Raw genomic sequence first — 21,087 nt, 5'->3', positions numbered from 1 at the left:
AGCGGCCACCACTTCGCCCATCCCGCCCAGCGCATCAGAGGCCAGCGGCGGCGGCACGATCTGCGCTGCCGGGGCGGCATCAATCAGCGCCTGATTGCGCTGCGCCGGGCCGACGCCTTCATCCAGCACGTCCGGGCGGTAGCTGCGCTCACGCGGGGTCGCCGCGCGGCCGAACAGCCACCAGGCAATCAGCAAGGCCAGCGCCAGCACGGCGGCAAACACCATCCAGTTCGCTTCGGTCATCTCGATCATCGTGCTTGTCCCTGAATTCTGCTGCGGCGGGTAACATAGGCCGGGAGGGCGCGGGCGACAACCGGGGGCTTGGGCCTGAGCGGGCGGGATGGTTCACGCAGAGGCGCAGAGGAAGAAAGGAGGCGCGGAGGATGTAGCCTGTGGGGGCGCAGCCCCTTTACCATCCGGGACAAGACAAGGCCTGCGGCAGCATGAGGCAGGGGGCCAAGGCACTCCCCCCCTCCGCGCCTCCACTTTCTTCTCCGCGCCTCTGCGTGAACTATTCAAACCCCGCCACATAGCGCTAACGCCACAAGGCGAAAGCTACTCCGCCACGTTCTTGCGGAACAGCACCCGGTCATCCGGGCCAAAGCCCTTGTGCCAGATCACCCAGCAATAGACCGCCAGGATCGCCGGAATGCCCAGCGCCAGTTCGGCCCATTCGGGCAGGAACCGGGTGACGGCCCAGCCGGTCAGCCCCGCCGCTGCGACGGCCCAGATCAGCGCCCAGCGCCAGGTGTTGACCGGGGCCTGCAGATAGTTGCCCAACATCCGCGCCTTGACCAGCGATGCCGTGCCAAGCGAAACCATCAGCGCGGCGGCTGCGGCGGCGGCGTGGAAATTCTGGTTCAGCCCCAGGTGATCGACCCACATGATCCCGGCCAGGGTCAGCAGCGCCTGAAACGCGATCGTCGCCAGGGAGACCAGCAGATTGCGGAAGCGCTGGACATAGACCAGCGCGGCCTCGCTCACCACGGCGGTGCTGGCAACGACTTCGGCGATCAGCAGGAACGCGAGCGCGCCGGTGCCGCCCACGAAATCGCGCCCGCCCAGCCCCATCACCGCCTGCCCCGGAATCGCCAGCGCCAGCGCGATCCCGGCCTGCGCGGCCATCACCCAGAATCCGACCTGCCGGACCTGCTTGGCAATCGCATCCAGATTGCCTTCGCGCAGGTTGCGGGTGATCACCGGGCCCAGGATCGGTTCGAAGCTGGTCTTGAGCTTCTGCGGCAAGGTCGCGACTTGCTGGGCGAAGTAATAGACCCCCAGGGCGCCTTCCCCGACGAAGAAACGCAGCACGAATATGTCAAGCTTGCGCGTGCCCCATTCCACCGCATCGGCCATGGCCAGCGGCAGGTTGCGCACGCCCAGCTGCCAGATCCGCAAAGGGTGCGGGTGCCAGTCCCGCGGCAAGCCATAGCTGCGATAGAGCGGCCACAGCGCGGCCAGCGCCGCGGTCCAGATCGAGAGGATATAAGCGATCGACAGCCCGCTGGCCGGGACAACATAGAACAGCGCCAGCGCCGCGATCGAACGGGTCCACGGCTCCACAATCGCGCGGCTGCGCACCGATGTGGCGACATCATAGCGATAGGCCAGCGCCGAAAGCGCCACGTCGGTCAGGGTGGCGGGCAGGATCGAGATTACCAGCAGCCGGTCAGCCAGAGTGTAATTGCCATTGGGAAACAGGATCCCCGGAAAGCACCAGAACAGCGCACCGATCACCACGGCGATCGTGCCGCTGAGCAGCATGGCATCGCCGACCGTATTGGCCGGGTGATCGCCATCTTCCGACAGGCGCTGGGCCAGGCCACGCTTCTGCCCCAGGGTGCAGAGCTGCCCGACCAGCTCGATCATCACCAGCGCCGCTGCAAAGCGGCCGAGCGGGACTTTGCCATAGAGCCGCGCAGCGATGAACAGGAACGGCGCGGTGCCGCCCAGCCGGATCACGAAACCCAGAATATTGGTGCGCCCGCCCTTGGCCAGGGCCTGAATGTCCTGCTGGGATTGCTCGCTCACGCGCCTTGTTCCAGTTCGGCCTTGAGTGGACGGGCCAGCAGCGCGGCGACAACCGCCTTGGCCGGGGCCGCGCCGTCCAGCAGGGCGCAGACCGCATCGACGATCGGCATGTCAATCCCGTCCCTCCGCGCCAGTTCAGCCAGCACGGGGGCGGTCGATGCGCCTTCGGCCACGCTGTTCTTGCCCGCCAGTGCTTCAGCCGCGCTCAGCCCTTCGCCCAGTGCCTTGCCAAGCGAGAAATTGCGGCTGGACGTGGAGGAGCAGGTCAGCACCAGATCGCCCAGCCCGCACAGCCCCGCCAGCGTCTCCGCCCGCGCCCCGCGCGCCAGCCCGAACCGCAGCATTTCGGCATAGCCCCGCGCGATCAGCGCGGCGCGGGCGTTCTGGCCCAGGCCCAGCCCGTCAACCACCCCGCAGGCAATCGCCAGCACGTTCTTGACCGCCCCGCCGATCTCCGCGCCGGTGACGTCATCCGAATAGTACGGCCGCAGCGAGGGCCGCGACAATGCCGGGGCGAGCCGCTGCCACTGGTCTTCCCCGCCAGCGCAGGCAAGGGTGACGGCGGTGGGCAGACCAGCGGCAACTTCGTGGGCGAACGTCGGGCCGGATAACACAGCGATGGTTGCCCCCGGCGCGGCCTGCGCGGCGACATCGGCCATCAGCCGCCCGGTCCCCGCCTCGATCCCCTTGGCGCAGAGCACCAGATCGCAGGCGCCGCGCGGCAGATCCGCCAGCACGCGCGCCAGATGCTGCGCCGGGACCACCACCAGCAGCACTGGCAATGCCGCCAGATCGGCCAGATCGCCCGTGGCGCGGATCGTCGAAGCGAGTTTTGCGCCGGGCAGAAACAGGGTGTTGGTGTGGGCTGCGTTGATTTCCGCCACCAGTTCCGCCTCGCGCGCCCACAGCAGCACCTGGGAGCCGTCGCTGGCCATCGCCTGCGCCAGTGCGGTGCCCCAGGCCCCGCCGCCGATTACCCCGATCGGCTTGCCCTGAGCTTGATCCGGGGTCATGCCTTGACCCCCGCACCGCGCACCGGGGCGGCATCGGGATCAAGCGGCCAGCGCGGGCGGGCGGCAAGGTCAAGCGGATCGGACTGGCCGAGCCGTTCGATCCCGGCCCAGGCGATCATCGCCGCATTATCGGTGCACAGCGCCATTGGCGGGGCAACAAAGGGCAGGCCGTGCTGCGCCGCCAAGGCCTCCAGCGCGCCGCGCATCGCCTGATTGGCGGCAACCCCGCCGGCCACCACCAGCGCGGTCGGGTTTTTGGCCGAGCCCAGCGCGATCCGGCTCCGGTCAATCACGCAATCGATCGCGGCTTGCTGGAACGAGGCGGCAATATCAGCGTCGCTATGGGCTGCGGCCTGCTTCGCCCGCAAGACCGCGCTTTTCAGCCCGGCGAAAGAGAAATGCACTTCGCCGCTGCCCACCAGCGGACGCGGCAAGGGGACGGCCTTGGGATTGCCCGAGCGTGCCAGCCGCTCCACCGCCGGGCCGCCCGGATAGCCCAGCCCCAGGATCTTGGCGGTCTTGTCAAACGCCTCGCCCAGCGCGTCGTCGATCGTGGTGGCAAGCCGGGTATAACGGCCCACCCCTTCGACCAGCAGGATCTGGCAATGCCCGCCCGATACCAGCAGCAACAGATAGGGATACTGCAGCGAAGCATCGGCCAGCCGGGGTGACAGCGCGTGGCCTTCCAGATGGTTGATCGCGATCAGCGGCTTGTCGCTGGCCATCGCCAGCGCCTTGGCAGTGACCAGCCCGACCATCACCCCGCCGATCAGCCCCGGCCCGGCCGTGGCGGCAATCGCATCGACATCGGCCAAAGTCATCCCGGCATCGGCCAGCGTAGCTTCGATCAGGGGAGCCAGCCGGTCTGCATGGGCGCGGGCGGCGATTTCGGGAACGACCCCGCCGTAAGGCGCGTGTTCAGCGTCCTGACTGGCGATCCGCTGCGCCAGAATACGCCGCTCGCTGTCCACCAGCGCGGCTGCCGTCTCGTCACAGGAGCTTTCGATGCCGAGAACGATCCCCATCCCCACTTCCCCTTAAAGAGAATGACGAATAGGACAAGCGGCGCATGAACAGCTTTGCGTCCACTCGTCCGCTCCGGCTCGGTACTCGCCGCTCCCCGCTCGCCATGGCTCAGGCCGAGGAGGCGAAGGCCCGCCTCTGCGCCGCCCACCCCGGGCTGGAGGTGGAAATCGTGCCCGTCACCGCCAGCGGTGACAAGATTCAGGACCGCCCGCTCGCCGAAATCGGCGGCAAGGCACTGTGGACCAAGGAACTGGACCACTGGCTGCTGACCGGTGAGATCGACTTTGCAGTCCACAGCCTGAAGGACGTGGAGACGCTGCGCCCCGCCGAACTCGTCATCGCCGCCGTGCTCCCACGTGAGGACGTTCGCGATGTGCTGGTCGGCGCGGAGAGCATTCGCGCTTTGCCGCAGGGCGCGGTGGTTGGCACCAGTGCCCCGCGCCGCGCCGCGCAATTGCTCCACGCCCGGCCCGATCTCAAAGTGATCTCGTTCCGCGGCAATGTCGCCACCCGGCTTGCCAAGCTGGCGGCGGGCGAAGCCGATGCCACGCTGCTGGCCCGCGCGGGCCTGAACCGGCTGGGCGAAAGCGGCACCGGTCACGCACTCGATGCGCACGAATGGCTGCCCGCGCCGGGGCAAGGCGCCATCGCGATCGAATGCCGGCTCGATGCCCATGAAACGCGCCGCCTGCTCTCCGCCATTGACCACACACCCAGCCGCCACGCGGTGATGGCCGAACGCGCGCTGCTGGCGGGCCTTGGCGGCAATTGCCACAGCCCGATCGCCGTGCTGACCGAGCCGGACGGCAGCGAACTGGTGATGCGCGCCGCGATCTACAGCCCGGACGGCGCCGACAAGGTAGAGCTGACCGCCCGCTTCGCCCCCGATGACGCGAACGGCCCGGCTGCACTGGCGGCACAATTGCTGGCAAGTGCGCCCGATGCAGTGCGGGTGCATTTTTCCGGCCCAGAAGGATAGGCACATGGTCCCGCTGATCGTCATCCGCCCCGAACCCGGTTGCGCCGCCACGGCAGAGGCGGCCCGGGCGCTAGGGCTGGAGACGGTCGCGCAGCCCCTGTTCGCGATCGAGCCGCGTAGCTGGCAGGCCCCGCTCGCGGCCGATTTCGATGCCTTGCTGATCGGCAGCGCCAATGTGCTGCGCCACGGCGGGCGCGGGCTGGATGCGCTCAAAAACTTGCCGGTTTACGCCGTGGGAGAAACCACCGCCCAGGCCGCGCGCGAACGGGGGTTCACCGTGGCCGCCAGCGGCAGCGGCGGCTTGCAGGCGGTGGTCGATATGCTGCCCCCCGGCACACGCCATGTGCTGCGTCTGGCCGGGGATGAACGCGTGCCGCTGACCTTGCCCAAGGCCATGACCATGGAGGAACGGGTGACCTATGCCAGCGTGCCGTGCCCGTTTACGCCCGGCCTGATCGACTTGCTGCGCCGCCCGGCAATTGTCGCGGTCCATTCAGCCGAAGCGATGCGCCACCTTACCGCCCAATGCGTCAGCCATGCGATCCGTCGCTCGCCGCTCAGGATCGCCGCGCTGGGGCCGCGCATTGCCCAGGCCGCCGAAGCAGGCTGGGGTGAAGTGGCTGTGGCCCAGGCCCCCAATGACAAGGCTTTGCTGGCCTTGGCGCGGCAGATGTGCCAAGACCCCTTCCCTTGAAAGGGCCGGGTCGCGCCGCGCCATGGGAAGCCACGAAGTCCGCATGTCTGACGAATTCTTTGATCGCCCGCTCAATCTGCCGCCGCGCCGCAAGGGGCCGGGCTTGCGAATGATCGGCACCACGCTGTTGCTGGCTTTTCTGGCAGGCGGCGCTGTGGTTGGCTGGCTGGCGTGGAGCGGCAAGATCCAGATCGGGCCGGATTTGCTGGAACCGGCCAAACCGGCCGCCAGCGCACCGTTTGCCGCCCTGCCGTCGCCTGCCCCCGCCGCATCGCCCGGCTCGGTCACGGCCGGCCCAACTACCGCCGGTGCAGTCGATGGCTTTGACCAGCGGCTCGCCGCGCTGGAACAGCGCCTTGCCCGGCTTGATCTGCAAGCCGCTGCGGCTGAAGGCAACACCACCCGCGCCGAAGCCCTGCTGGTCGCTTTCGCCAGCCGCCGCGCGATCGAACGCGGTGCGCCGCTGGGGCCCTTGGCCGATCAGCTCAAGCTGCGCTTTGGCAACAGCCAGCCCAATGCCGTCGCCACCCTGATTGACAGCGCGGCCAAGCCCAACACGCTTGATCTGCTGGCGGGCCAGCTTGACGCGCTGGAATCCGTGCTGACCCAGGCCCCCACCAACGAAGATGGCTGGGCCCGCGTCAAGCGGGAGCTTTCCGGCCTGTTCGTGATCCGCCATGATGAAACGCCGATGGCCCGGCCCGAAAACCGGCTCGACCGCGCCAGACTGTTGCTGCGCACCGGCCAGATCGACGCCGCGATCAAGGAAGTTCAGACTATGCCCGGTGCGGCCGGAGCCAAGGACTGGCTTGGCAGCGCCCAACGCTATGCCATGGCCCAGCGCGCGCTTGACCTGATCGAGACCACGGCACTGCTGGAACCGGTCAAGCCGAAAGAACCGAGCCCAAGCCCGACGCCGAGTGCGAGTGTGGTTCCGGAGGGGGCGATCTAGGGGCCTTCCTTAGGTCACGTGGTGCCGCAGGCGTAGAAGACCCCTCCGTCATTTGCTTCGCAAATGCCACCTCCCCATTTGTCCCTGCGGGAAAAATGGGAAGGATCTTGTCCGGGCTGCCTAACCAGATCCTTCCCATTTTTGGCGAAGGCCACAAATGGGGAGGTGGCAGCCGCGAAGCGGCTGACGGAGGGGTTGCTACGCCCGCAGCAATTCCGGCAGTTCCCCGCTCATCCCGCGGGCTTCGTCCATGAAGAAGCGTTTGAGCCAGCCGGTGCGCTGGACCACGCCCATGCCCAGGCGGCGGACCGCGCTGGGCAAGCGGCCGGGAATGCCGAACAGGCGGACCAGGCCGTCAGTCGCAGCCATCACGCTAAGGCTATCCAGCGAACGCCAGCGTTCATAACGGGCCAGCACTTGCGCGTCGCCCGGCTCCAGCCCCAGCCGCATCCCGTCGCTCAGCACCTGCACCAGCGTGCCGACATCGCGCAGCCCCAGGTTGAGGCCTTGCCCCGCAATCGGGTGCATCCCGTGCGCCGCATCGCCGACCAGCGCCAGCCGGTCCGCCACGATCCGCGCGGTGTGGTGAAAGTTGAGCGGCCATGACATGCGCGGGGCGCACAGTTCGATTGCGCCGAAAATGCCCTGCATCCGCTGCGCGATTTCACCCAGGAACACCGCATCGGACAAGCCGGTGACCCCGGCTGCATCCTTTTCCGCCACGGTCCAGACCACCGCGCTGCGGTGGCGGCCATCGGGCAGATCGAGCAAGGGCAGCAAGGCAAGCGGCCCGGCGGGGAAGAAGATTTCCCACGCTACCCCGCCGTGCGGCTGTTCATGCGTGATCGCGGTTACGAAAGCGCGGTGGTGATAGTCCCACCTGGCGCTGTTCAGCCCGGCATCAGCGCGAGTCGGGCTTTGCCGCCCTTCCGCGCCGACCAGCAGGTTGCCTTCCAGCACCCGGCCATCGTCAAGCCTGATGGAAACACCGTGCGCCCCGCGATCGCGGGTGACAGGTTCCACCCCGGAATGCCAGGCGATCAGCGGTTCATCCCGCGCGGCTTCGAACAGGGCGAGGCGGATGTCGCGGTTGGCGTACATCCGGCCAAGCGAGCCATCGTTCGCCTCAGGCTTGAAATCGATCCGGCCGGGGCGCATCGCATCGGTCACCGCAATCGCCTCGATCGGACAGCCCAGCGGATCCAGTCGCTCACCCAGGCCGATGTTGCACAGCAGGTTCCAGCTGGCCGTGGAAATCGCCGAAGCGCGCCCATCCACCCCTTCGCGGGTCAGGTCTTCGGGCTTGGCCTTGTCAACCACATGGCTGGAAATGCCCTGCTTCGCGGCGGCGAGGGCCAGGGTCATCCCCACCAGCCCGCCGCCAAGGATCACGAGATCGCGTTTGTCGGTCATGGCTGTGATCTAGGCCTGTACAGAGGCTTCGACAAGCATTGTGGCGCAAAGATCCTCCCCCTCTGGGAGAGGTGGGCCGCCGCAGGCGGGTTGGAGGGGGCATGGGCCTTGCCGCGTTCCCCCCTCCGTCAGCGCTGCGCGCTGCCACCTCCGCCAAAGGGGGAGGATTTGGCGCTATTTGCTGGCGCAGCTGTTCCCGGCCCCGCCGTCCAGATCAAGGCAGCGCCCGTCGAACTGGCCGTCGGTCACTTTCAATCCGATCAGCGCGGCCAGGCTGGGGGCAATGTCGACGGTTTCGACCGGGGCCGGCTGTTCGAAGCGGGTCATGCCCTTGCGCCAGAACAACAGTGGCACGCGCCGGTCATAGTCCCAGGCGCTGCCATGGGTGGCGACATACATGCCGGGGATCGCTTCGGGGATCGGCACCACAGCGCGGTCCAGCAGGATCAGCACATCGCCGCTGCGGGTGGGATCGAACGAGGCGCGGGCGCGCTCCTTTACGGTCCAGTCCTGCGGGTTGCCGGTGGGCGAAGGGGTGGCAGCCAGTTCGGCGGCGGTGAACACGGCGCTGACTTGCGGATGGGCCCGCGCGATTTGCAGCAGGGCGTCGACGACCTTGGTTTTCTGCGCCGGATCGAGCGCCGGGCTGATCCACACATCGCCGCCATCGGAGGCGAGCAGCGGGCCCTTGGGGCTGGTCACACCGGTCCGCGCGCTGATCGCCTTGGCGAGCGGACCGGGGCTGAGTGAATCGTCCACCCGCACCGCGCGCGGCAGGGCCTGTTCGTTAAGCCGTTCGGGCATGTCGAGCCCGCCGTGGTCAGCCGACAGCACCACGGCATAGTCGATCTTCGCCTTGTCGAGATGCGCGAACAGCGCCCCCAGCGCGGCGTCCATCTGCGCCATCTGGATGCACATTTCCGCGCCTTCGGTGCCGGTGGCATGGCCGATGTAATCGGTGGCGGACAGGCTGACCGAAAGCAGATCGGGCGCCGCGCCGCGGCCCAGCTTCATTTCGTCCACCAGCCGGTTTGCCAGGTCAACCGTGGCCGCATCGATCCGCGGGCTGATCCGGAACATGTCGCCGCGCAGCTTTTCCGGCGTGTCCTTGGGCATGGCAAAGCGCCCCTGCCCGACCGCGCCCTTGCCCACGGCCACCGCACGGTTCGCAGCGCCGCACCACTTGGGCAGGGCCATCGCAGGGAAACCGGCCTTGAGCTGCTTGGCGACCACGGCGTTCTGGGCCACGGCTGCGGGGGACAAGGTGCGGCCGTTCAGCGTGACGAAGCTGGCCCCTTTCCACCAATAGGCGGCGTCGATCTTGTTTCCGCCCATCATCATCACTGCGCGGTCCTTGGCTGATACGGCGACGTTGCGGCTGGCGGGATAGGCCTGCTTCATCAGTTCGCCCAGCGTCGGCACTTTCAGATGGACCGCCGAAACCACCGGATCGCGCGAGGTGCTGGCGGGATCGCTTTCATCCTCGGCGCAATAAACCCGCTTGTCGGCGCGGGCGAGCGAGAGGTTGAACCAGTTGTTGGCGATGATCCCGTTGCGGGAAGGACGAGTGCCGGTCAGCAAGGTCGAGTGACCGGGGCAGGTCTCAGTCGCGGCGTGCGACTGGAACGCACTGGGGAACACCGCGCCTTGCAGCAGGCGGGCCATACCCCCGGTGTAGTACTGGCGGTACTGCGCGAACAGATCGGCGCTGAACTGATCGATCGACACAGCCACGATCAGCCTGGGCGGAGCTGCGGGCGCGGGGGCCGGATCCTTGGCCATGGCGGGAACGGCAGAGCAGGCAAGGGCAGCGGCAAGCATCAGACGGCGCATGGAACAATCCCGATTGGCGCGGCCTGCCTTGCAGTGGGCGGCAAGGCGGGGCAAACAGCGCGGGTGAACGATCTGCCCCCGCTTATGCCCTTCGCCCCTGCCCCCCGCAAGCCGCAGGCCGTGCGTGGTGTGTGCAAACTGTGGCAGGCGGGCATTGCAGTTCTATTGCAGCTGCTCGCCCTGCTGCTGGCCGCCCCGGCCCAGGCCGCACCCAACCACATCGCCGCCAGCCTGGTGGCCGAAGGAACCGCCGCGCCCGGCTCTACCGTGATGCTCGCTTTTGCGATGCAGCCGGGTGAGGGCTGGCACGGCTATTGGCAGAACCCGGGCGATGCCGGGCTTGGCATGACCACTGACTGGACCCTGCCGCCGGGGGTCAAAGTGGGGGACTTGCGATATCCGGTACCGCAGACCTTGCTGGTCAGCGGTTTGATGAATCACGTCTATGAACAGGCCTATGCCGTGCTGGTGCCGGTCACCCTGCCCGCCACTGCCGTGCCGGGACAACCGCTCGCACTGCGGGTCAAGGCGCAGTGGCTGGCCTGCACGCGCGAGGTTTGCGTGCCCGAACAGGCTGAGTTGGGGACCACGATCATGGTCGGCCCGGCGGGCGCGCGCGATCCGCGGTTTGACCAGTGGCTGGCCGCCCTGCCCGCACCGCTGGGCAGCAAGGCGCGCTTTGCCTGGGCCGGGCAGACCGTGCGGATCGCGATTCCCCTGCCCCGCACAGTCATGCTGGAACAGCCGCATCTGTTCGTGGCCGATGACCATGTGGTCGATTACGCCGCACCGCAAGCGATGTTCCGCCAGGGCGACCTGCTGGTGGCCGAACTGCCGCGCGCAAGATTCGCGGCGCAGCAACCGGGGGCCCTGCACGCCGTGCTGCGGCTGAACCGCGCGGGCGACGGCTTGCTGATCGAGGCCGATCCCGGCGTCGTCCCCACCGGGGGCGAGCGGGTGGCGCTCGACGCGCCCGCCACGCCGCCGCTGGGCTGGCTGCTGCTGGCTGCGCTGGCGGGCGGCTTGCTGCTCAACGTCATGCCCTGCGTCTTCCCGATCCTCAGCCTGAAAGCGCTCAGCCTTGCCCGCGCGGGTGAGAGCGAGGCGCAGGCGCGGGCCGAGGGGCTGGCCTATACCGGCGGGGTCGTGCTCGCCTGTCTGGCGCTCGGCGCGCTGATGCTGGGCCTGCGCGCTGCTGGGCAAGAGGTGGGCTGGGCGTTCCAGTTGCAGGAACCGCTGGTGGTCGCCGCCTTGCTGCTGCTGGCCGTGGCGATCACCGCCAATTTGCTGGGCCTGTATGAAATGGCTGTCCCCGGCTTTGCCAGCGAAGGCTCGCCGCAAGGGGCCTTCGCCACCGGGCTGCTCGCGGCCTTCGCCGCAACGCCCTGCACCGGGCCGTTCATGGCCGCCGCGATGGGCGCGGCTTTGTTGCTGCCGACCCTGCCGGCGATGGCCTTGTTCGGCGCGCTCGGGCTGGGGCTCGCCTTGCCGTTCCTGGCGGTGGCCTATCTGCCAGCGCTGCGCCGCCTGCTGCCGCGCCCCGGCGCGTGGATGGTATGGTTCCGCAAGGCGATGGCCGTGCCAATGGGGTTGACCGCGCTGGCTCTGGTCTGGCTGGCGAGCCGTCTTGCGGGGCAGGCCTTCGCCCTTTCGCTGGCGCTGCTTGCCTTCCTGCTGGTGGTCATGCTGCTGGTACTGGGCCGCCGCCAGCGCAACGGGCTGGGCAGCACCCGGCTGCTGGTTCCGGCTCTGGCCGTGCTGGCCGGAGTTGCCGCACTAGGCCTGCCCAGCGTGGTCCGCGCGCCCACGGCAGAAAGCGCAGGCCTGCTCCCCAGCCAGCCGTTCAGCGAGACCGCGCTGGCCAAAGCCCGCGCCAGCGCAAAGCCGGTCTTCGCCTATTTCACCGCCGACTGGTGCCTGACCTGCAAGGTCAACGAAGCCGCCGCGATCGAGCGCGAGGCGACCCGCGATGCCTTTGCCAAGGCGGGCGTGGTCGTCCTGCGCGGTGACTGGACCCGGCGCGATCCCGCGATCACCCGCTATCTGACCGCACAAGGCGCGGGCGGGGTGCCGCTGTACATGTGGTATCCGGCGGGAGGCGGCGCACCGCAGCAGTTGCCGCAAGTGCTGGGGCCTGACACTTTGGTGGAGCTGACCCGCTAACTCCCCCTCCGCTTCAGAGGAGGGGGCTTTGCTTTGCTGAAAGCTCCGCTATCCTCCCCCCAGATACAGGGAGAGGCAGATGCGCAAACGGACGATTGCTTTGAGCGGGCTCGCCGCCGCCGCGCTGGCGGGCGGGGTATGGTATTCCAGTCTGGACCGGGAAACCCGCGATCTGCTGGCAGTGATGCCGACCAATGCCGATGTGCTGAGCTGGCGGCAGGACCAGCGCGATGCAGCGTTCCGGGCGATGGACCGGATCACTGTGCTGGCCGATCACCGCACCATTGCACCTTCCGCCACGCCCCTGCCGCTGCCAGCGGGCAAGCCGCTCAATGTGCCCAATATCGATCAGTACATGGCCGCACAGCGCGCCGCCGGGCTGGTGATCCTGCAGGACGGCAAGCTCCGGCTCGAACGCTATGCCATGGGGTTTGACGCCAAGGGCCGCTGGACCAGCTTCTCGGTCGCCAAAAGCTTTACTTCCACGCTGGTCGGCGCGGCGATTCAGGATGGTTATATCAAGAGCCTTGAGGACAAGGTCAGCCAGTACATCCCCGACCTGCGCGGCTCTGCCTATGATGATGTCTCGGTGCGCCAGCTGCTGACCATGAGCAGCGGGGTCAAGTGGAACGAAGACTATGAAGACCCCAAAGCCGACGTCGCGATGTTCAACAATGCCAAGCCCGACGCGGGCGTGGACGCGACCGTCAGCTATATGCGCAAACTCCCCCGCGCCCATCCGCCGGGCGAAGTGTGGCATTACAACACCGGTGAGACCAACCTGATCGGGGTGCTGGTCAGCTCTGCCACCAAGAAGACACTCAGCCAGTATTTGCAGGAAAAGGTCTGGCAACCCGCCGGGATGGAGGCCGAAGCGACCTGGCTGCAGGGCAAGACCGGGCATGAAATCGCCGGCTGCTGCTTGCAGGCCGCGACCCGCGACTTTGCACGGTTCGGGCTGTTCGTGCTGGCGAATGGTCAGGCCGGCGGCAAGCAGATCGTCCCGGCCGACTGGTTCGCCCAGGCCATCACCAAACAGAAGGACATCGGCGAGCCCGGACACGGTTACGGGTTCCAGTGGTGGACCTATGATGATGGCTCGGTCGCGGCGCAGGGGATTTTCGGGCAAGGCATTTTCATCGACCCCAAACGCAAGCTGGTGATCGCCAGCAACGCCAACTGGACCCGCGCCACCCTGGGCCCCGAAGGCGATGCGCGCGAGGCGTTTTACAAGCAGGTGCAGGCGCTGATTGATGCCGGGGGGTGAGCCGGGCTTATCGCGCTACCTTGCTTGGTGCGGTCAGGTTTCAATAGTTCACGCAGAGACGCGGAGAAGAAAATAGAGACGCGGAGGAGTTGCGCGGGCGGCAAAGCCGCTTTCCAGTCATTCGCTGCCTGTTACGAAGGGTTATGAGCAGAGATGGAGCCTTCGGCTCGGCACAAGTCCTCTGCGTCTCATCTTTCTGCTCTGCGTCTCTGCGCGAACCATTCCACCCCAGCCCCACAACAATCCCGCCAGATCGGCGCGCTACTTCAGCAGCCCCAGCACATCCAACACGCTAGCGTCATGGCTCTGCCCCAGATAGCGTTCGAAATAGGGTTTGTGCGAGGAACCGACGATCGCCAGCACTCGCCCGCCGGGATGCCCGCCCGCCGCCTGCCGGATCGTGGAGACCATGCGCAGGTTGCGCACTTCCCACCAGGCGACATAGCGGCGACCCCATTGTCCGGCCGACTTGTCCTGCAGCGCCGCCAGGAAATCGACGTCGAGCGCCTGCCGCAGCGCAGTTGGCGAATTCATCACGCGGTACTGCTGCAGCACGGCGGGAGCGCTGGTCATCGCTTTGCCCTGCGCTTCCAGTGCGGGGCGCAGCGCGCGGGCACCGGGGTTGTCCCAGATCGCCATCATTGCCTTGTTGAACGCATCGCCGCCCGGCGCGGTCAGGGCATCGGCGGTGTGATCGTCGGCCGGGTAAATCCGTTCATGCCCCAGCCGCGCGGCGAGCGGGGCGGCCAGTGCATAGACCTCGTTGCGGCCGGCCCGCAGCTTTTCCAGCAGCTTGACCAGTTCGGGGCTCAGCGCATCCTCGGCCTTGCGCTCGCTTTCGGGCAGGCGCAGCCATTGCACCAGCGCCGAAGCACGATCGTTGGCGGAGAGGAACAGCATGGCCAGATAGCGTCGCCGTGCCGGGCTGGGGTTTCTGGCGATTTCCGCCAGCGCCTGCGGCAGTTCCGCTTCGGCCCAGACCAGTGAGACGCCGCTTTCCTTTTCGATCTCCGCCGCGTCCCAGCAGTAATCGTCGGCGACACCGGGGTAGTTGTCCTTGTACCGCAACAGCATTTCACACTGCGGGCCGGACAGGCCTTCGGTAGTGATCACATCGGGTCGCCATTTGGCCAGCCGCGCGATCAGATCTTCAAGGTATTCCGGCTTGAACGTATCGGGCAGCCCGGTCAGGTGCGTGGTCCCCAGCACCGCATATTGCGTGCGCGCCGCAGCCGGGGTCGCGCGGTCAATCGTGGTCAGATCAAGCGGACGGTAAGGCGCGGCCTCAGCGGGGAAGGACAGTGCGGCGGCCAGCAGCGGCAGCAAAGTGTGGCGGAGCAATGGGCTTCTCCCTTGGTGTATTGCCGATGTATAACACCAGGGATCAATCTGCCAAGAGGATTCGGCCCTAAAGCACCTGCCCGTCATCCACCGTCAAGGTCGCCCCGGTCACATATTGTGACATATCGCCCGAGAGAAACAGCAGCGGCACATCCAGCGCCTCGATCGGGCACAGGCGGCGGCGGTGGAACGCATCGATCTGGCGCTGCCCGCCTTCGGTCTGGAACCAGTCTCCGGCGATCTCGGTCTGGATATAGCCGGGCTGGATGGTGTTGACGTTGACCCCCTGGCGCACCCATTCACGCGCGAACTGGCGGCCCAGATGCGCGACCCCGGCCTTGGTCGCGGCATAGGCGGCATCGCCCTGCCCGGTCATTTGCGCCGTGATCGAACCGATCAGCACGATCCGCCCGCGCCCATGGTCCTTGAACCCGGCGGCGATCATCCGCTTCGCCCCTTCGCGTGCCGTCAGGTAAACCCCGGTGAAATTGGTCGCGACCAGATTGGCCACACTTTCGCCGCTGACATCGGTGGCACGGCCATCCTGCGCAACCCCGGCGTTGGCGATCACCGTATCAACCGTGCCGAACCGCGCCTCGGCTGCATCGTAGGCGGCAATCAGCGAGGTTTCGCTGGTCACGTCCATCGCCAAGGGCAGCGCCTTGTCGCCCAATTCGTCGGCCAGCGCCTGGATCCGGTCCACCCGCCGTGCCCCGATCACCACCCGCGCGCCTTCGCGCACGAACAGCCGCGCGAAATGCGCACCAAAGCCCGATGAGGCCCCGGTAATCAGGACAATCCGCCCTTCCATGGAAAGCTGCATTGGCTGGTGTTCCTCTCGCTGTGGCTTGCCCCGGCACAAGCAGCGCTGCGGCGAGTCGGTCAAGAGGCGATCTTTGTATGCCTTGCTTACGATTTTTTGCCTTTGTTGATCCGGATCAAGGTTCGCCCCCTACCAGTCGGGGCATAGACTGGGCCAAGGAAAGGATCAGCCGATGGCAACCGCAACACCCGCGCCAATTCCCGGAACCCATATCTTCGATGGGGCCGCCGCGCAGAAGGGATATGCGCTCAACGCCATGTGCTATTCCTTCAACAGCGCTCAGAACCGCGACGCCTTCGTGCGCGATGAAGCGGCCTATATCGACAAGTTCCAGCTGACGGCAGAGCAGCGTGAAGCTGTCGCCGCGCGCAACGTGCTGCAGATGATGGCGGCGGGCGGCAACGTCTATTACCTCGCCAAACTGGCGGGCATTCTGGGGCTCAACGTGCAGGATCTGGGCGCGCAGCAAACCGGCATGAGCGTGGATGCGTTCAAGCAGATGCTGCTGGATCAGGCCAAGACCCCCGCAGCCAAGGAGGCGATCTGTGGCTAAAGTTATCGGCGGCGTTTTCACCAGCCACGTGCCCGCAATTGGCGGGGCGATCCAGCGCGGCGCGCAGGGCGAACCCTATTGGGCGCCGTTCTTCAACGCCTGGCCGCCGGTGCGCGAATGGCTGGACGTGCAGCAGCCCGACGTAGTGGTGATGTTCTACAACGACCACGGGCTGAACTTCTTCCTCGACAAGATGCCGACTTTCGCGGTCGGCGCGGCAGAGGTCTATCGCAACGAGGACGAAGGCTGGGGGCTGCACCCCTTCCCGGTCCCGCCGGGGCATACCGAGCTGAGCTGGGCGATCATCGAGAAGCTGGTCGAGGAAGAATTCGACATCACGACCTGTCAGGACATGCTGGTCGATCACGCCGCCTCGATCCCGCTCGCCCTGGCCTGGCCGGGCCGCGAAGCGCCGGTGCGGATCGTGCCGATCACCATCAACACCGTCCAGCACCCGCTGCCCAGCGCCAAGCGCTGCCTCGCGCTGGGGCGCGCGGTGGGCAAGGCGCTGGCTGAGTGGCAGGGCCCGGAAAAGATCATGGTGATGGGCACCGGCGGCCTCTCGCACCAGCTGGACGGCGAACGCGCCGGGTTCATGAATGCAGAATACGACAAGTTCTGCATGGACAATCTGGCCCGTGATCCCGACGCGCTGACCACGCATTCGGTGCATGAGATTGTCGAACTGTCCGGCACCCAGGGCGTAGAGATCCTCAACTGGATCGCCGCGCGCGGAGCACTTGGCGCGAGCACCAGCGAAGTGTCGCGCACTTACCACATTCCGATTTCCAACACGGCGGCTGCGGTGATGGTCCTTGAGACCGAAGCGGCTGTCCAGTCTGGCAAGATCAAACACGAGGCAGAGCCCGAAATGATCTGACGCCGGTTCACCAGTTCTCCCCACCTGGAGCGGCTGATCTTCGGACAGCCGCTCTCTTTTTGTCCGGTGGAAGTGGGAAGCTGGCAGGGTTGCGAAGGATTCGCAAGAGACAAACAGATCCTCCCCCTCTGGGGTAGGTGGCAGCCCGCAGGGCTGACGGAGGGGGCTTAAGGCACTGCCCCCTCCGCCTCACTTTGCTCGGCACCTCCCCCAACGGGGGAGGATTTGATAGCCTACACCGCCGAACTGAACCGCCGCAGCGAATCCTGCCGATAAGGATCAAACAGCGCGGCAACCGTGCGGGCATAGGGCAGCCCGGCGGGCGGAATGCGCAGCGTGCTGCCATCCAGCACGGCCACGCCGCGTTCCACGAAAGGCGTGATCCGGCCCGCCACTTCGGCCAGCAAGGCGGGCGGCACCGCCACTTCGCCCTGGCACAGCAGTTCGCTGATCACCGCCCCGCGCAGCCGGTCATCCGCGTCGCGGTGGACACCGTGCTGGGCAGGGAGCAGGTCTTGCGACAGCAGCATCCGGTAGCGCCCGGCATTCTTCTCGTTCTGCACCAGCAGATCGTCAAAGCAGCTGATCGACGAGGCGCCCAACCCGATCAGGCTGGGGGCCTGATCATCGGTAAAGCCCTGGAAATTGCGCCGCACCCGCTTTTCGCGCGCGGCAATCGCCATGGGATCGCCGGGCAAGGCAAAGTGATCGAACCCGATCGCGACATAGCCAGCCGCGGTCAGCCGGTCATACCCATACTGCGCCATGGCAAAGCGCGCCTCCTGCCCCGGCAGGGCGCTGGCATCGATCCGGCGCTGGCGCGGCAACATGTGCGGCACGTGGGCATAGCCGAACAGCGCGATCCGGTCCGCGCCGAGTTCGATAGTCCGCGCCAGGGTTGCCTCAAGGTGATCCATCGTCTGGCCGGGCAGGCCGTACATCAGATCGTAGTTGAGGCTGCTGACCCCGGCCTTGCGCAGCAGGTCGGTGGCCGTGACGATCAGACTGTCCGGCTGGACCCGGCCAATCGCGGCCTGCAAGGCGGGTTCAAAGGTCTGTACCCCCATGCTGGCATGGCTGACCCCGATCCCGCCCAGCACCGGCCCCCATTCCGCCGCCAAGGTGCGCGGATCGAGCTCAATCGACCAGACCGGCTGGTCCAGCGACAGGTGCAGCGTCAGCGCATCGACCAGCCGCACGAAATCGGTTGGCGCGATGGCATTGGGGCTGCCCCCGCCGAACGCGATTCGCTTGATCGTTGTCCGGCCATCAAGCCGTGCCCCGGTGATCGCGATTTCCCGGTGCAGCGCATCAAGATAGGCATGCAGCCGCTGCGCCTTGTTCGCCGCCCCGGTGTTGCAGCCGCAATACCAGCAGATCTGCTCGCAAAACGGGATGTGGACGTAAAGCGAGGCATCGCCCGAAACGCTGCGCAGTGCGCGGTTGGCATCGTCTGCACCAACAGCGTTGGAGAACTCTGCAGCTGTCGGAAAGCTGGTATAGCGCGGTACCGGCGTCGCCAGCAGGTCAGGGTGATAGGGCCACATAATGCGGTCTAAACCAGACCTGCGCGGGCCAATCATTGCGCAGGCGCAAAATTCCTGAGCGAACGTTTGCGCGATGAGCCGGAATGGCACCCTTTGGCACAGCACATGCCGCTATCGCCGCCGGGCAGCTGCTGCTGGCCCTGAACCGGGACCTGGACCATGCGGGTCAGCCCGTCTCCGCTGCAGACCGGCACCAACACACTGGTTCCCGCCGCCGGGGCGCTGACGTTGAGCAGGGCCGGGGCCAGTGCAGTCAGCGCGAAATGGATCAGGTGGTCCTTCATATCCGGTCCACCGGAGGATCGTCGTCGTCCTCATCGATCAGGATCCGCGCGGCGGCGCCGTCCAGATCTTCGAACTGGCCGCGCTTCAGCGCCCAGAAGAATGCCACCAGCCCCAGCAGCCCCATGCCCAGCGCCACCGGGATCAGGATCGCCAGCCCGGTCACCGCGCCGCCCTGACCAGCCGGAGCGAATTGGCGATCACGATCAGCGAGCTGGTCGACATGGCAATCGCCGCGATCAGGGGGGTGACAAAGCCCGCCATGGCCAGCGGCACGGCAAGCAGGTTATAGCCAATCGCCAGCACGAAATTCTGCCTGACCACCGCCATGGTGCGGCGCGCACCGCGCACCGCGCGCGGGACTGCGATCAGGCTGTCGCCCATGAACACCAGATCCGCCGCCTGCCGTCCGACATCGCTGGCGCTGCCCGGCGCGATCGAGGCATTGGCGGCGCTGAGCGCGGGCCCATCGTTAAGCCCGTCGCCAGCCATCAACACTTTGTGCCCTTGCGCCTGAAGTGCGGCAATCGCTGCCTGTTTTTCCGCTGGCGAAGCCGCGCTGGTGCCTTCCAGCCCGGTTTGCCGTGATACTTCGGCGACAGCGGCAGCATTGTCGCCCGACAGGATCGAAGGCTCGATCCCCAGCGCGCGCAGCTCTGCCAGGGCGCGGTCCGCATCGGGCCGCAGCCGGTCGGCAAAGGGGATCAGCCAGGTCGCAAGCCCGGCGATGTCCAGCGTGGTGGCCACGCCATTGGCGCTGTCCGGACGGCGCAGCGCGACCTTCTTGCCCTGCCACAGGCCCTGCACCCCGTGCCCGGCCTCTTCCTCCACCGCATCCAGCGCGGCCGGTTTCACGCCCCGCGCCGCCAACACTTCGACCAGCGCGCGCGACAAGGGATGGCGGCTGTAAGACGCGAGCCCCAGCGCGACCGACGCCGCATCCGCAGGCAGCGCGGCGATCACTGCCGGATCGGGCAAGGGGCGGCCCATGGTCAGCGTCCCGGTCTTGTCGAGCAGCGCGCGGTCAAGCACGGCCATGCGCTCCAGCGCGGAGCCATCCTTGACCATGATACCGTGCTTCATCAGCGCCCCGCAGGCGACCACTTGCGCCACCGGCACCGCCAACCCCAGCGCACAGGGACAGGTGATGATCAGCACCGCGATGGCATAGATCAGCGATTGGTGGACCCCCGCCCCGGCGATCATCCAGCCCAGAAATGTCAAAGCGGCAAGGCTGTGAACGGCAGGCGCGTAGAGCCGCGAGGCGCGGTCTGCGATTCGAACATAAGCGCTGCGGGCCTGCCCCGATGCTGCCATCAGTCGTGCGATTTCGGCCAGCGTGGTGCCCTGCCCGGCAGCAGTGACTTTCACGTCCACCGGACCATCAAGGTTAAGCGTGCCCGCCAGCACCGCATCGCCTGCACCCGCCGCAACCGCCGCGCTTTCGCCGGTCAGCAAGGACTGGTCGAACCGGCTGGCGCCTTGCGCAATCACGCCGTCCGCGGCGAGCCGCTCACCGGCGGCGACGCGCATGACCATGCCGGGGACGAGGTCAGTCGCGGGCAGCCATTCAAGCCCCCCATCCCGCGCCACGACCATCGCCCCCGGAGCCGCCTGGCGCAGCAGGGCATCGACTCCGGCGCGTGCGCGATCGCGCATGCCAGCGTCGAGCGCACGCCCGGCGAGCAGGAACAGCAACAGCATCAAGGTGCCATCGAACCACGCGTCTGCCCCGTGCGTCACCGTTTCATACAGGCTGAGACCGGTTGCGAGGGTGACGCCGATCGAAATCGGCACGTCCATATTGGTGGTGCGGCGCTTCAGCGCACCCCATGCAGAAACGAAGAACGGCTGCCCGGCATAGAGGATCGCGGGCACGCCGATTGCAGCGGACAGCCAGTGGAACAGCGCCTTGGTTGCCCCTTCCGCGCCCGACCAGATGCTGACTGACAGCAGCATCACGTTCATGCAGGCGAACCCCGCCACCGCCAACGGCGCCAGCAGCGGCTTCACCGCCGAGGGCGGCGGAGCCAGTTCACCGCCGCGCGGCTGGCTGGGAAATCCGGTTGCCGCCAGCGCATCGACCAGTTGCGGGATCGTAACTGCGGCGGCGTGCTCCACGCTGACCTGCCGCGCGGTCAGGTTGACGCGGGCATGGCTGACCCCGGGCACGGCCTGCAGCGCGCGTTCCACTTTGGCCATACAGCCGGCACAGTGCATACCCGGCACAACCATGACGGTCGTTTCGGACTGCCCGGCTTGCGGCGATACAGCCTGTGTAGCGGCGGGC

Annotated in this window: 18 protein-coding genes and 1 pseudogene; 7 read left to right on the top strand and 12 right to left on the bottom strand. The window is 67.1% G+C overall.

Annotated features, from left to right (window positions below; translation table 11 throughout):
* From MNBBLIKP_RS01115 to tsaD, 4 genes and pseudogenes are all read right to left on the bottom strand, one after another.
* Positions 1-252: pseudogene (locus MNBBLIKP_RS01115) on the bottom strand (hypothetical protein); the annotation flags it as partial.
* Between the two features lie 303 nt (positions 253-555).
* Positions 556-2,031, bottom strand: a complete 1,476-nt coding sequence (locus tag MNBBLIKP_RS01110; protein WP_088306679.1) for a lipopolysaccharide biosynthesis protein — start codon at positions 2,029-2,031, stop codon at positions 556-558.
* Positions 2,028-3,044 (bottom strand): NAD(P)H-dependent glycerol-3-phosphate dehydrogenase, encoded by a 1,017-nt coding sequence (locus MNBBLIKP_RS01105; RefSeq protein WP_088306678.1) that lies wholly within the window; start codon positions 3,042-3,044, stop codon positions 2,028-2,030. The genes MNBBLIKP_RS01110 and MNBBLIKP_RS01105 overlap by 4 nt, the downstream gene beginning before the upstream one ends.
* Positions 3,041-4,069: a tRNA (adenosine(37)-N6)-threonylcarbamoyltransferase complex transferase subunit TsaD gene (gene tsaD, locus MNBBLIKP_RS01100; RefSeq protein ID WP_088306677.1), complete on the bottom strand. Its 1,029-nt coding sequence runs from the start codon at positions 4,067-4,069 to the stop codon at positions 3,041-3,043. Before tsaD ends, MNBBLIKP_RS01105 begins: the two co-directional genes overlap by 4 nt.
* A gap of 44 nt (positions 4,070-4,113) precedes the next feature.
* Here tsaD and hemC point away from each other — a divergent pair, with 44 nt between their 5' ends.
* Genes hemC through MNBBLIKP_RS01085 form a run of 3 tightly spaced genes read left to right on the top strand, consistent with a single transcriptional unit; the run spans position 4,114 to position 6,695 of the window.
* Positions 4,114-5,049: a hydroxymethylbilane synthase gene (gene hemC, locus MNBBLIKP_RS01095; protein WP_088306676.1), complete on the top strand. Its 936-nt coding sequence runs from the start codon at positions 4,114-4,116 to the stop codon at positions 5,047-5,049.
* 4 nt (positions 5,050-5,053) lie between these two features.
* Complete coding sequence (locus MNBBLIKP_RS01090) at positions 5,054-5,743, top strand: uroporphyrinogen-III synthase (protein WP_088306675.1); 690 nt, start codon at positions 5,054-5,056, stop codon at positions 5,741-5,743.
* 22 nt (positions 5,744-5,765) lie between these two features.
* Positions 5,766-6,695, top strand: a complete 930-nt coding sequence (locus tag MNBBLIKP_RS01085) for an MICOS complex subunit MIC60 (protein WP_254912874.1) — start codon at positions 5,766-5,768, stop codon at positions 6,693-6,695.
* A gap of 198 nt (positions 6,696-6,893) precedes the next feature.
* Here the strand turns inward: MNBBLIKP_RS01085 and MNBBLIKP_RS01080 are convergent, their stop codons facing one another.
* Both MNBBLIKP_RS01080 and MNBBLIKP_RS01075 read right to left on the bottom strand, forming a co-directional pair.
* Positions 6,894-8,108, bottom strand: coding sequence for an FAD-dependent monooxygenase (locus MNBBLIKP_RS01080; RefSeq protein WP_088306674.1), 1,215 nt, complete (start codon positions 8,106-8,108; stop codon positions 6,894-6,896).
* Positions 8,109-8,282: 174 nt separating this feature from the next.
* Positions 8,283-9,941 carry an alkaline phosphatase family protein gene (locus tag MNBBLIKP_RS01075; RefSeq protein WP_088306673.1) on the bottom strand — a complete coding sequence of 553 codons (1,659 nt, stop codon included), beginning with the start codon at positions 9,939-9,941 and terminating at the stop codon, positions 8,283-8,285.
* Between the two features lie 84 nt (positions 9,942-10,025).
* Between MNBBLIKP_RS01075 and MNBBLIKP_RS01070 the strand changes: the two genes are divergently transcribed.
* Positions 10,026-12,104: a protein-disulfide reductase DsbD family protein gene (locus tag MNBBLIKP_RS01070; protein ID WP_088306683.1), complete on the top strand. Its 2,079-nt coding sequence runs from the start codon at positions 10,026-10,028 to the stop codon at positions 12,102-12,104.
* A 79-nt stretch (positions 12,105-12,183) separates the two neighbouring features.
* Entirely contained in the window at positions 12,184-13,371 is a 1,188-nt protein-coding gene (locus MNBBLIKP_RS01065) for a serine hydrolase domain-containing protein (RefSeq protein ID WP_088306672.1), read from the top strand.
* A 261-nt stretch (positions 13,372-13,632) separates the two neighbouring features.
* Here the strand turns inward: MNBBLIKP_RS01065 and MNBBLIKP_RS01060 are convergent, their stop codons facing one another.
* Both MNBBLIKP_RS01060 and MNBBLIKP_RS01055 read right to left on the bottom strand, forming a co-directional pair.
* A complete protein-coding gene (locus MNBBLIKP_RS01060; protein ID WP_140420499.1) occupies positions 13,633-14,712 on the bottom strand; it encodes a DUF5694 domain-containing protein in 1,080 nt (359 codons plus the stop codon).
* A gap of 67 nt (positions 14,713-14,779) precedes the next feature.
* Positions 14,780-15,535 (bottom strand): SDR family NAD(P)-dependent oxidoreductase, encoded by a 756-nt coding sequence (locus tag MNBBLIKP_RS01055; protein WP_088306670.1) that lies wholly within the window; start codon positions 15,533-15,535, stop codon positions 14,780-14,782.
* A 172-nt stretch (positions 15,536-15,707) separates the two neighbouring features.
* Between MNBBLIKP_RS01055 and MNBBLIKP_RS01050 the strand changes: the two genes are divergently transcribed.
* Both MNBBLIKP_RS01050 and MNBBLIKP_RS01045 read left to right on the top strand, forming a co-directional pair.
* On the top strand, positions 15,708-16,088 hold the full coding sequence (locus MNBBLIKP_RS01050; RefSeq protein ID WP_088306669.1) for a protocatechuate 4,5-dioxygenase subunit alpha: 381 nt from the start codon (positions 15,708-15,710) through the stop codon (positions 16,086-16,088).
* Entirely contained in the window at positions 16,081-16,968 is an 888-nt protein-coding gene (locus tag MNBBLIKP_RS01045; protein WP_088306668.1) for a class III extradiol dioxygenase family protein, read from the top strand. Before MNBBLIKP_RS01050 ends, MNBBLIKP_RS01045 begins: the two co-directional genes overlap by 8 nt.
* 233 nt (positions 16,969-17,201) lie before the next feature.
* Here the strand turns inward: MNBBLIKP_RS01045 and hemN are convergent, their stop codons facing one another.
* From hemN to MNBBLIKP_RS01025, 4 genes are read right to left on the bottom strand one after another with little or no spacing between them, the layout of a single operon-like run.
* On the bottom strand, positions 17,202-18,515 hold the full coding sequence (hemN, locus tag MNBBLIKP_RS01040) for an oxygen-independent coproporphyrinogen III oxidase (protein WP_088306667.1): 1,314 nt from the start codon (positions 18,513-18,515) through the stop codon (positions 17,202-17,204).
* Between the two features lie 32 nt (positions 18,516-18,547).
* On the bottom strand, positions 18,548-18,799 hold the full coding sequence (locus MNBBLIKP_RS01035) for a hypothetical protein (RefSeq protein ID WP_088306666.1): 252 nt from the start codon (positions 18,797-18,799) through the stop codon (positions 18,548-18,550).
* Complete coding sequence (gene ccoS, locus MNBBLIKP_RS01030) at positions 18,796-18,963, bottom strand: cbb3-type cytochrome oxidase assembly protein CcoS (RefSeq protein WP_088306665.1); 168 nt, start codon at positions 18,961-18,963, stop codon at positions 18,796-18,798. The genes MNBBLIKP_RS01035 and ccoS overlap by 4 nt, the downstream gene beginning before the upstream one ends.
* Positions 18,960-21,032, bottom strand: coding sequence for a heavy metal translocating P-type ATPase (locus MNBBLIKP_RS01025; RefSeq protein WP_088306664.1), 2,073 nt, complete (start codon positions 21,030-21,032; stop codon positions 18,960-18,962). Before MNBBLIKP_RS01025 ends, ccoS begins: the two co-directional genes overlap by 4 nt.
* Positions 21,033-21,087 lie beyond the last annotated feature (55 nt).

Source organism: Novosphingobium sp. B 225, assembly GCF_002198665.1.
GTDB lineage: Bacteria > Pseudomonadota > Alphaproteobacteria > Sphingomonadales > Sphingomonadaceae > Novosphingobium.
This window is presented reverse-complemented; position numbering and strand designations above follow the sequence as displayed.